This window comes from Sphingomonas sp. (assembly GCF_042095875.1).
Taxonomy (GTDB): Bacteria; Pseudomonadota; Alphaproteobacteria; order Sphingomonadales; family Sphingomonadaceae; genus Sphingomonas.
Genome location: NZ_JBELMJ010000052.1, coordinates 1374 through 11180 on the forward strand (window position 1 = coordinate 1374; position 9807 = coordinate 11180).

Below are 9807 nucleotides of genomic sequence, written 5' to 3' on the forward strand. Positions count from 1 at the left end.
GGCGGGTGGCGAGCGTGGTGCTGGTGCGGTCGCGCGTGGTGTCGGCGGGCAAGGGCGCGTGGGCGGCGATCGTGGATCACCGGGTGCGGGTGCTGGCGGGGTAGCGGGGTTGGGTGGGGGGTGCTTCCGGGCGGCCCCTCTCCCTTCCGCACCTTCGGTGCTCCCTCCCTCTCCCCACAGGGGAGAAGGATTTTTTTGGCAGGAGAAATTTGATGGCGGTGGAGAAGGGGTCGGCGTTCCTGTTGAAGGTCGGGGATGGCGGCAGTCCGGTCGTGTACCGGACGATGGCGGGGCTGCGGACGACGCAATTGTCGGTCAACGGCGAGGCGGTGGCGGTGACCAGCAAGGATTCGGGCGGGTGGCGCGAGCTGTTGTCGGGCGCGGGGGTGCGCCACGTCAGCGTGTCGGGCGCGGGCGTGTTCACCGGGTCGGACGCGGAAATGCGCGTTAAGGCGAGCGCGCTGTCCGGCACGATCGACGATTATCGGCTGACGTTCGAGGGCGGCGAGGTCATGACCGGGCGGTTCCTGGTCACGCGGCTAGACTACGCCGGGGATTACAACGGCGAGCGCAGCTACACGCTGGCGCTGGAGAGCTCCGGACCGGTGGTGAGTTCGTGAGCGCGGCGGCGAACCCGGCGCGGGGCGAGGCGGCGGTGCGCGTCGCCGGCGTCGAGGTGGTGCTGCGCCCGACGTTCGCCGCGCTGGTGGCGGCGGAGGGTGAGCTCGGCTCGCTGTTCCAGCTGGTGGAGCGCGCGGCGGAGGGGCGGATGCTGCTGGCCGAGATCGTGGCGCTGTTCTGGCACTGCCGCCACGACGCGCCGGAGGGCGTGACGCGCGAGCGGCTGGGCGAGGCGGTCGCGGCGGCGGGGCTGGCGGCGGCGACGCCGGTGCTGCGCGTGCTGCTGCGGCAGGTGCTGGCGGGGCGGTGAGCGCGACGTTCGCGGGTGCCGCGCGGCGGCTGGCGGGGTTGATGGGCGCGGCCTGGGGCTGGTCGCCCGAAGCCTTCTGGCGCGCGACGCCCGACGAGGCGGCGGCGCTGGTGGACGCGGTGATGGGCGCGGGGATGGGCGAGGCGGGCGAGCCGGCGGACGGCGGCGTGCTCGCCCGATTGCGGGAGACATATCCGGATGGATGAGGAGATCGAGCAGCTGGTGATCGGCGTGCGCGCCGACACGCAAGGGTTCGCGCGCGACGTGGGCGCGATGCGCGGCACGCTGGAAGGGCCGCTGGTCGCGGGCGCGGACCGCGCCGGGCGCGCGGTCGAGGCCGCGCTGGCGCGCGCGATCAGGACGGGCAAGCTGGGGTTCGACGACCTGCGCGGCGTGGCGCTGTCGGCGTTGGCCGAGATCGCGCGCGCGGCCGTGTCGGCGGGGATCGGGAGCCTGGGCGGCGAGATCGGCCGGGGCGGCGGGGCAGGGCAAGGCGGCGGCGGAGCGGGCGGCGGGGCAGGCGGGGGGCTGCTGTCGGGGCTGCTCGGCGTGCTGGGGCTGCCGGGACGCGCGACGGGCGGGCCGGTGTCGCCGGGGCGGGCGTACATGGTCGGCGAGCGCGGGCCGGAGATGTTCGTGCCGACCAGCAGCGGGCAGGTGGTGGCGAGCGGCGGCGGGGCCGCGCGCGACGTGCGCGTGGCGATCACCGTCAACGCGCCGGCGGGCGCGGCGGCGGAGACGATGGCGCGGTCGAGCCGGCAGGTGGCGCGCGCGGTCCGGCGCGCGCTGGAAGAGGCGGGGTGACGGGCGGCTAGCGCAGGTTTCGGCCGGCTTGATGCGCATGCTCAAGGCGTGGCGGGCCCGTTACGGGCTGGTGCTTACTGGGCGAGGCGAGAAGGTAGCGGGATCCCGGATCAAGTCCGGGATGACGGTCAATCGAATGGGTGGGGACCGCTCTGACGTTGAGCGTGGATGGCCGCACGGTGGCTCTTGCTCGCGTCCGGTGGCGATCGGCCTGGCTGCGCGAACGGCTGCACATGTGATTGATCTGGGGAGGGGCGGATGACGGAAACGGGGTTTCACCTCCACGCCGAGCGGCGGGGGCAGGCGGCGGGGTTGGTGTCACGGTTCGATCCGCTGTTCTGGACGGTCAACTTCCCGCGGCCGATGATGGCGGCGGTGACGACGACCGCGCCGGACGCGCTGAGGGTCGACGCGGTGTTCTACCGCCGCGACGATCTGGCGGGGCTGATCTGGGACAGCGCGGACGCGCACGACCACCCGCTGCTGGCGTACGAGACGGCGCGCGATTACCGCGACTGCCGGCTGTCGTTCCGCTGGCGATCGGAGGGCGTGATGCCGCTCGACGCGGTCAACGGCCCGGTGCTGACGATCGAGGGGCGCGATGCGGAGGGTCAGCCGCGCAGCTGGTACGTGCGGTTGTGGAACTACGCGACCGGCACGCCCGAGGACGCGGCGGTGGCGATCGACTTCGCGAGGCTCGACGGCGGGTTCCTGCTGCCGGGCGAGGCCGACCCGGTGTGGGCGGGGGACGTCGACCGGATGTTCGTGTCGCTGGTCGCGCCGGGGTACGACGCGGGCGGGGGCGCGTTGCCGGCGCTGGCGGAGGGCTGGGTCGAGCTGAGCGCCATTTCGTGCGAGGGCGCGGGCAGCGTGCTGGCGATCGGCGACGTGGTGATGCCCGAGCACGACCTGCGCATCTGCGGCGGGTACGACGACAGTTATCACCTGACGCCGGCGCGGTTGCTGCGCAACGCGCTGCAGCTCGGCTATCGCGGGGCGATCACGCACTATGTCGGGATGAGCCACTACTTCCGGCTGGCGGAGAGCGTGGTGACGCTGGACGGCGGGGCGCTGAACGTCGCGTGCGCCGCGTGGCACGGCGATTTCGCGCGGCGGGCGCGGGTGCTCGGCTTCGAAGTGATCTGGTCGCTGAGCTACGAATTGTTCGACGCGCACGCGCCGCAAGCGTGGAAGCAGCGCGCGGCGGACGGATCGCCGGCGCTGACCGGCTGGGTGCCGCCGTCGACATTGCTGTCGCCCGCCAACGCGGCGGCGATGGCGTATCTGCACGACGTGGCGCGCGCGTTCGTGGACCTGGGCGTGGCGGCGGGACTGGCGCCGAAGTTCCAGGTCGGCGAGCCGTGGTGGTGGACGATGCCCGACGGGCGGCCGTGCCTGTATGACGAGCACGCCGTGGCGGCACTGCGGCCGGCGGCGGTGCCAAGCGTGCGGGGTGTGCTGGACGTCGAGCAGTGCGCGACGCTGGACCGCGCGGGCGCGATGCTGGCGGCGTCGACCGCGGCGCTGACAGCGGCGGTGCGGCGCGACCATCCGGCGTGCGAGACGTACCTGCTGGCGTACCTGCCGACGGTGCTCGACCGCGAGGCGCCCGAGGCGCGGCGGATGAACATGCCGCCGGGCTGGGCGGCGCCTGCGTTCGACGTGCTCCAGCTGGAGGATTACGACTGGGTGACGGCGGGCGACACCGCGTCGAGCGCGGCGGGCGCCGCGGCGGCGGTGGCGCGGCTGGGTTACCCGGCGGAGCGGCAGGAATATATCGCAGGCTTCGTGCTGCGCGGCGAGGAGCGCGCGCAGTGGCGGCTGATCGTCGCGGCGGCGGACGCGGCGCGCTCACGCGGGGTGCGCGCGACGTACCTGTGGGCGCTGCCGCAGGTGATGCGCGACGGGCTGGCGATTTGGGAAATCGAGGGGGAGGACGAGATGCAGGCGTTCGACGACGTGGCGTTCCCGCTGGCGCTGGGGCGCGAGGCGGAGGTGTCGCCGGCGTTCTCGACCGACGTGGTCGAGGGCGCGGGCGGGTACGAGATGCGCAGCGCGCGCTGGGACGGGGCAAGGACGCGCTTCGACGCCGGGCCGGGGGTGCGCGGGCAGGCGGACGTGGCGGCGCTGCTCGACTTCTTTCGCGCGCGGCGCGGGCCGGCGCGCGCGTTCCGGTTGCGCGATCCGTTCGATCACGTGGGCGAGGATGTCGCGATCGGCGTCGGCGATGCGCGCACGCGCGCGTTCGCACTCGTGAAGCGCTACGGCGACGCCGCGCGGCGGATCACGCGGCCGGTGGCCGGCAGCGTCCGCGTCGCGGTCGACGGGCGCGAGACGCAGAGCTTCGTCCTGGCGGAGGCCGGAGTCGTCATGCTCGACAGCGCACCGGCGGCCGGCGCGGCCGTCACCGCGTCGTTCACGTTCGACGTGGCGGTGCGCTTCGCGGAGGACCGGCTGAGCGTGTCGCGCGCGACCTATCTGGCGGGCGAGGCGGCGTCGGTGCCGCTGGTCGAGGTGCGCGAGGCATGAGCGACCGGTTGAGCACGCTGGCGCTGTGCTGGCTGGTGGAGCGGCGCGACGGGGTCACGCTGGCGCTGTGCGATCACGACCGCGACCTGGTGGTGGCGGGCGTGACGTACCGCGCGGCGCCGGGGATGACGCCGTCGGCGATCGTGCGCGCGGAAGGGCTGGACGCGGACACGATGGACGCGCGCGGCGCGCTGCACGCGGCGGCAATCTCGGCGCGCGACTTGGATGCCGGGCGGTGGGACGGCGCGCGCGTGGCAATGAGCGCGGTCGACTGGAGCGACGCGGACGCGGTGCCGATCGCGCTGGGCGAGGGGACGATCGGCGAGGTGGAGGTGCGCGACGGCGCCTTCTCCGCGGAGCTGCGCGGGGTGGCGGCGCGGCTGGAGCGGGCGGTGACCGAGGCGACCTCGCCCGAGTGCCGTGCCGAGCTGGGCAACCGGCGCTGCCGCGTGGCGATGGCGGGGCGGCGGCGGTTCGCGCGCGTGGTGGCGAGTGAGGAGCTGGCCGAGGGGGCGGGCGGGGAGGCGATGCTGTTGCTCGACGCTGCCGAGCTGAGCGCGGGCGCCTATGCCGAGGGGCGGATGCGCTGGCTGGGCGGCGCGAACGGCGGGCTGGAGAGCGCGGTGCTCGACTCGGACGGCGCGCGCGTGACGCTGCGCGCGGCACCGCCCTTCGCGGTCGAGGCGGGCGTGCTGATCGAGGTGATCGAGGGGTGCGACAAGCGGATCGCGACCTGCGCGGGTCGGTTCAACAACGCGGTCAACTTCCGCGGCGAGCCGTACCTGCCGGGTATCGACCTGCTGACGCGCTATCCCGGCGCGTGAGCGCGGCGGGGGAACGCGTCGCGGCGGCGGCGCGCGCGCTCGTCGGGGTGCGGTTCCGCGCGCAGGGGCGCGACCCGGCGCTGGGGCTCGACTGCGTCGGGGTGGCGCTGGCGGCGCTGCGCGCGGGCGGAGTGCGGGTGGCGGTGCGCGCGGACTACGCGCTGCGATCGGCCAGGTGGGACGCGCGCGACGAGCCGGCGGGGCTGGTGCGCTGCGATGGCGGCGAGCCGGGCGACGTGCTGCTGCTGCGCGTCGACGCGACGCAGCTGCACGTGGCGGTGCGTACCCTGAGCGGGATCGTGCACGCGGACGCGGGGCTGCGGCGAGTGGTCGAGCGCGTGGGCGTAGTCGAGTGGCCGGTGGTCGCGGCGTGGCGCGTGGCGGCGGGGCATCAGGCGGAGGGATAATCATGGCGACGTTGGTGCTGACGACGGTCGGCGGCGCGATCGGCGGGCCGGTGGGCGCCGCGCTGGGCGCGATCGCGGGACAGGCGGTGGATCGCCGCGTGCTCGCACCCCGCGGACGGCAGGGGCCGCGATTGAGCGAGCTCAAGGTCCAGACATCGAGCTACGGCACGCAGATCCCCAAGGTGTTCGGGCGCATGCGCGTGGCGGGATGCGTGATCTGGGCGACCGACCTGATCGAGGAGCGCGGCACTACGCGCGGCAGCAAGGGGCAGGGAAGTGCCGCCAGCTACAGCTACGCCGCGTCGTTCGCGGTGGCGCTGTCGGCGCGCGCGATACTGGGCGTGGAACGCATCTGGGCGGACGGCAAGCTGCTGCGCGGCGCGGCGGGCGACTGGAAGGCGCGGACAAGTTTTCGGCTATACCGAGGCGACGAGGCGCAGCGCGTCGACCCGCTGATCGCGGCGGCGGTGGGGGGCGACGCCGTGCCGGCGCATCGCGGCGTCGCCTACGCCGTGTTCGAGATGCTGCAACTGGCGGACTTCGGCAACCGCATACCCTCGCTCACCTTCGAGGTGGTGGCGGACGAGAGCGCGGTGCGCGTCGGCGACGTGGCGCGCGCGCTGGACGACGGCGCGCTGGCGGGCGGGGGGCCGGACACGCTCGTCCACGGCTATGCGGCGAGCGGCGACACGGTGGCGGGCGCGGTTGAGACGCTGGCGACGCTGAGCGGCGGGTGGTTCGCGAGCCGCGGCGCGGGTGTGGCGCTGTCGAACCGCACCGCCGCGCCGGTCACGCTCGACGCGCACACGGTGTCGCGGACGCGGCAGCCGATCGACCGATCGCCGGCAAGCGTCGCCGTGTCGCACTACGATCCCGCGCGCGATTATCAGATCGGGGTGCAGCGCGCGGCACGCGGCGGTGGCGGGGCGAGGGACGAGGAACTGCCGGTCGCGGCGGCGGTGCCCGCGGGCGAGGCCAAGGCGCTGGCGCTTTCCACGCTGCTGACGCGCGAGCGTATGCGCGAGGGCCGGCAGGTCGTCGCCGACGCGCGCGCGATCGCGCTGGCGCCGGGCGACGCGGTGCGCGTGGGAAGCGAGCCGCGCGTCTGGCGCGTGACGCGCAGCAGCGTGGAAGCGGCGCGGGTGACGCTGGACCTGGTGCCGCTGAGCCCGAGCATCGCCGCGCGTCCCGCCGATGCAGGGCAGGTAATCGGCGATCCCGACGTGGTGATCGGGCGCACGGTGATCGCCGCGTTCGAGCTGCCGCCGAGCGGCGAGGAAGCGTGGAGCAGCCCGAGGATCGCGATTGCGGCGGCGGGCGAAGCGCCCGGCTGGCGGCAGGCGGCGCTGGAGCTGAGCCGCGACGACGGCGCGACGTGGGAGGCGATCGGCGGCAGCGCGGCACCGGCGGTGATCGGCACGACGCGCGCCCCGCTGCGCCGCGGCAGCCCCGCGCTGCTCGATCGCGCGGGCGTGATCGAGGTCGCGCTGCTGCACGACGACATGGTGCTGCAGAGTGCCGACGCGGACGCACTGGCGCGCGGCGCTAACGTGGCGCTGCTCGGCGACGAGGTGGTGCGGTTCGCGCGCGCGGAGCAGGTCTCGGTAGCGTGCTGGCGCCTGTCCGAACTGTCGCGCGGTTGGGCCGGCAGCGAGTCGTCCGCGCACCCGGCGGGCACGCGGCTCGTGCTGCTCGAGCGCGAATCGCTGCTGGTGCCGGCGAGCGGCGCCGTGCGGATCGGCGACCGCGTGCGGATCGCCGCGGGCGGGGTGGGCGACGCGACCGGTCCGGCGCTGGCAGAAACCGGGGTGACCGGACGCTCGGTCGCGCCGCCGGCGCCGGTGCATTTGCGCTGGGAGGCGCAGGAGGACGGCGGCGCGCGCGTCCGCTGGGTGCGGCGCAGCCGGCTCGGCTGGCGCCGGGACGACGGCGACGTGCCGCTCGGCGAGGAGCGCGAACGCTACCGCGTGGCGGTGAAGAGCGCGACGGGCGCGCGCGTGCTGATCGTCGAGGAAGCGAGTGTCGGCGTGTCGCCGCAGGAGTGCGCGGGTGGCGGCGTCCGGGTCGCGGTCAGTCAGATCGGGGCGGTCGCGCCGTCGCGCGAGTCGGTCATCAGCTGGGGAACCAATTATGAGTGAGGATCAAACGCCGCGCTTCGCGCTGCCGGTGTTGCATATCGGCCAGGCCGACAAGGAACAGACGCATAATGAGGCACTTGCGCTCATCGACCTGGCAATGGGGGCGGTGGTCGAGGACGTGGGCATCGACGTGCCGCCCGGTGATCTGCAGCCGGGGCAATGCTGGATCGTCGGCGACGCGCCGACGGGTGCCTGGGCGGGGAACGCGCGCGCGATTGCGGGATGGACCGCGGGTGGGTGGCGCTTTGTCGCGGCGCGTGCGGGCCTGTCGGCGTGGTGCCGCGCGTGGCGGATGCCGGTGACGTTCCACGACGCCTGGGAGCGGGGCGTGCTGCGCGCGGAGCGCCTCATGGTCGACGGCGAGCAGGTGGTGGCGAGCCGCCAGCCGGATGTTCCCTTGCCGACCGGCGGTGGCGTGGTGGACGCGGAGGCACGCGCCGCCGTGACCTCGGTCATCGCCGCGCTGCGTACCCACGGGCTGATCGGGTGAGCGAAACTGTTGCGCCGCGGCCACACTCAGCTATTTTGATCGCTTGTGCGGAAACCTTGGCTCCGATAGTGGGTTTGCGCTGTCCGTAGTGACATCAAGGAAAGGGGAATAGTATGCGGAAGCTTGCCATAACTGTGGCGCTCGCTTCGACCGCGCTCGCCTCGCCCGCACTTGCCCGCGACAACGCGTGGTACGTCGGCGTGGAAGGCGGTGCGATGATCGTCGAAGACATCGATTACGACGTTACCGGCGCTGTTGTCGGCAATGGCCTGAGCGGCACCACCACCGTTGACCATGATTACGGCTACGACGTCGATGGCGTGATCGGTTACGACTTCGGTGCGTTCCGCCTCGAGGCGGAAGTCGGCTATCGCGAAGCGACCGTTGACTCGCTGCGCTCGTCGGGTCGCATCCCGACCGGCCCGCTGGCGGCGCAGACCGCGGCTGCCGGCAACTACGATTATGCCGGTGGCAAGACCTCGGCGCTCAGCTTCATGGTCAACGGCCTGCTGGACTTCGGTCCGGACGATGGTCTGCAGGGCTTCGTCGGCGGCGGTGCCGGTGTGGCGCGCGTCAAGTCGCGCTTCGCGCTCGGCCGTGGCTACCGTCTGATCGACGACTCGGACACCGTGTTCGCGTGGCAGGCCCTGGCGGGCATCCGTGCGCCGCTGAGCGAGCACGTCGACGTGTCGGTCAAGTACCGCTTCTTCAACGCGGACAACGTCGACCTCATCGACGCGCGTGGCAGCAACTACGACGGCCGGTTCCGTTCGCATAGCATCCTGGGCGGCGTGACCTACAACTTCGGCGAGCCGGCCGCACCGCCGCCGCCGCCGCCGCCGCCGCCGCCGCCTCCCCCGCCGCCGCCGCCGCCGCCGGCCGATGTGGTCTGCTCGCCCGGTCCGTTCATCGTGTTCTTCGAGTGGGACAAGTCGGACGTCACGCCGGAAGCCGCGTCGATCCTCGACAACGCGGTCACGCAGTACCAGACCTGCAGCAACGCGCAGGTCATGCTGGCGGGTTACACCGACACGTCGGGTTCCTCGCAGTACAACGTCGGCCTGTCGCAGCGTCGCTCGGACTCGGTGAAGGCCTATCTCGCCTCGAAGGGTATCCCGGACGGCGTGATGACCACGGAAGCGTTCGGCGAGACCCGCCTGCGCGTCCAGACCGCCGACGGCGTGCGCGAAGTGCAGAACCGTCGCGTGGAGATCACCTACGGGCCGGGTTCGGGCCAGTAAGTCGATCGTCACTGACGAGAAGAATTGGGGAGGTCGGCACATCGCCGGCCTCCCTCTTTCGTTGTGAGACAGGTCGGTTCGGTGCTTCGCGCCGACCCCTTACGCGACCCCTAGCGTTGCACTTCATCCGCGCGTAAGCGCGCGACCATGACGACGAAGACCGTTTCGGACAGCAACGCAGCGGTCATAGAATCGCGCAACCAACTCATCGATCATTTCGCGTCCGGCGAGAAACCGCGCGACCGCTGGCGCATCGGGACCGAGCACGAGAAGTTCGTCTACGCCCGCGCCGATCACCACGCGCCGTCGTGGGACGAGCCGGCCGGCATCCGCGCGCTGCTGGTCGAGCTGGAGCAGTACGGCTGGCGCCCGATCGAGGAGAACGGCAAGATCATCGCGCTGACCGGCGCGGACGGATCGGTCAGCCTGGAGCCGGCGGGGCA

General features: G+C 73.3%; 10 protein-coding genes and 1 pseudogene. All 11 read left to right on the plus strand.

Translation table 11 applies throughout. The features are described 5' to 3' along the window. The first annotated feature begins 212 nt into the window (after window positions 1-212). Entirely contained in the window at window positions 213-620 is a 408-nt protein-coding gene (locus ACFDS6_RS14565; RefSeq protein ID WP_375272823.1) for a phage tail tube protein, read from the plus strand. After that, window positions 617-931 (plus strand): GTA-gp10 family protein, encoded by a 315-nt coding sequence (locus ACFDS6_RS14570; RefSeq protein WP_375272824.1) that lies wholly within the window; start codon window positions 617-619, stop codon window positions 929-931. The genes ACFDS6_RS14565 and ACFDS6_RS14570 overlap by 4 nt, the downstream gene beginning before the upstream one ends. After that, window positions 928-1137 (plus strand): phage tail assembly chaperone, encoded by a 210-nt coding sequence (locus ACFDS6_RS14575; protein ID WP_375272825.1) that lies wholly within the window; start codon window positions 928-930, stop codon window positions 1135-1137. The genes ACFDS6_RS14570 and ACFDS6_RS14575 overlap by 4 nt, the downstream gene beginning before the upstream one ends. Beyond that, window positions 1130-1735: a tail tape measure protein gene (locus tag ACFDS6_RS14580; RefSeq protein WP_375272826.1), complete on the plus strand. Its 606-nt coding sequence runs from the start codon at window positions 1130-1132 to the stop codon at window positions 1733-1735. Before ACFDS6_RS14575 ends, ACFDS6_RS14580 begins: the two co-directional genes overlap by 8 nt. 258 nt (window positions 1736-1993) lie before the next feature. Beyond that, entirely contained in the window at window positions 1994-4264 is a 2271-nt protein-coding gene (locus tag ACFDS6_RS14585) for a DUF2460 domain-containing protein (protein WP_375272827.1), read from the plus strand. After that, a complete protein-coding gene (locus tag ACFDS6_RS14590; protein ID WP_375272828.1) occupies window positions 4261-5088 on the plus strand; it encodes a DUF2163 domain-containing protein in 828 nt (275 codons plus the stop codon). Before ACFDS6_RS14585 ends, ACFDS6_RS14590 begins: the two co-directional genes overlap by 4 nt. Next, the gene (locus tag ACFDS6_RS14595; protein ID WP_375272829.1) at window positions 5085-5495 is read left to right on the plus strand and encodes a peptidoglycan endopeptidase; all 411 of its coding nucleotides are present in this window, start codon (window positions 5085-5087) and stop codon (window positions 5493-5495) included. Before ACFDS6_RS14590 ends, ACFDS6_RS14595 begins: the two co-directional genes overlap by 4 nt. Before the next feature lie 2 nt (window positions 5496-5497). Beyond that, complete coding sequence (locus tag ACFDS6_RS14600; RefSeq protein ID WP_375272830.1) at window positions 5498-7633, plus strand: phage tail protein; 2136 nt, start codon at window positions 5498-5500, stop codon at window positions 7631-7633. Next, on the plus strand, window positions 7626-8123 hold the full coding sequence (locus ACFDS6_RS14605; RefSeq protein ID WP_375272831.1) for a DUF2793 domain-containing protein: 498 nt from the start codon (window positions 7626-7628) through the stop codon (window positions 8121-8123). The genes ACFDS6_RS14600 and ACFDS6_RS14605 overlap by 8 nt, the downstream gene beginning before the upstream one ends. Before the next feature lie 113 nt (window positions 8124-8236). Next, the gene (locus tag ACFDS6_RS14610) at window positions 8237-9364 is read left to right on the plus strand and encodes an OmpA family protein (RefSeq protein ID WP_375272832.1); all 1128 of its coding nucleotides are present in this window, start codon (window positions 8237-8239) and stop codon (window positions 9362-9364) included. A 147-nt stretch (window positions 9365-9511) separates the two neighbouring features. Next, window positions 9512-9807, plus strand: a pseudogene (locus ACFDS6_RS14615) (glutamate--cysteine ligase); the annotation flags it as partial.

What these genes read in the sequence shown, in the direction of transcription:
- ACFDS6_RS14565 (WP_375272823.1), top strand. Translation starts at nt 213, where the DNA reads ATGGCGGTGGAGAAGGGGTCGGCGTTCCTGTTGAAGGTCGGGGATGGC.
- ACFDS6_RS14580 (WP_375272826.1), top strand. Translation starts at nt 1,130, where the DNA reads ATGGATGAGGAGATCGAGCAGCTGGTGATCGGCGTGCGCGCCGACACG.
- ACFDS6_RS14585 (WP_375272827.1), top strand. Translation starts at nt 1,994, where the DNA reads ATGACGGAAACGGGGTTTCACCTCCACGCCGAGCGGCGGGGGCAGGCG.
- ACFDS6_RS14590 (WP_375272828.1), top strand. Translation starts at nt 4,261, where the DNA reads ATGAGCGACCGGTTGAGCACGCTGGCGCTGTGCTGGCTGGTGGAGCGG.
- ACFDS6_RS14600 (WP_375272830.1), top strand. Translation starts at nt 5,498, where the DNA reads ATGGCGACGTTGGTGCTGACGACGGTCGGCGGCGCGATCGGCGGGCCG.
- ACFDS6_RS14605 (WP_375272831.1), top strand. Translation starts at nt 7,626, where the DNA reads ATGAGTGAGGATCAAACGCCGCGCTTCGCGCTGCCGGTGTTGCATATC.
- ACFDS6_RS14610 (WP_375272832.1), top strand. Translation starts at nt 8,237, where the DNA reads ATGCGGAAGCTTGCCATAACTGTGGCGCTCGCTTCGACCGCGCTCGCC.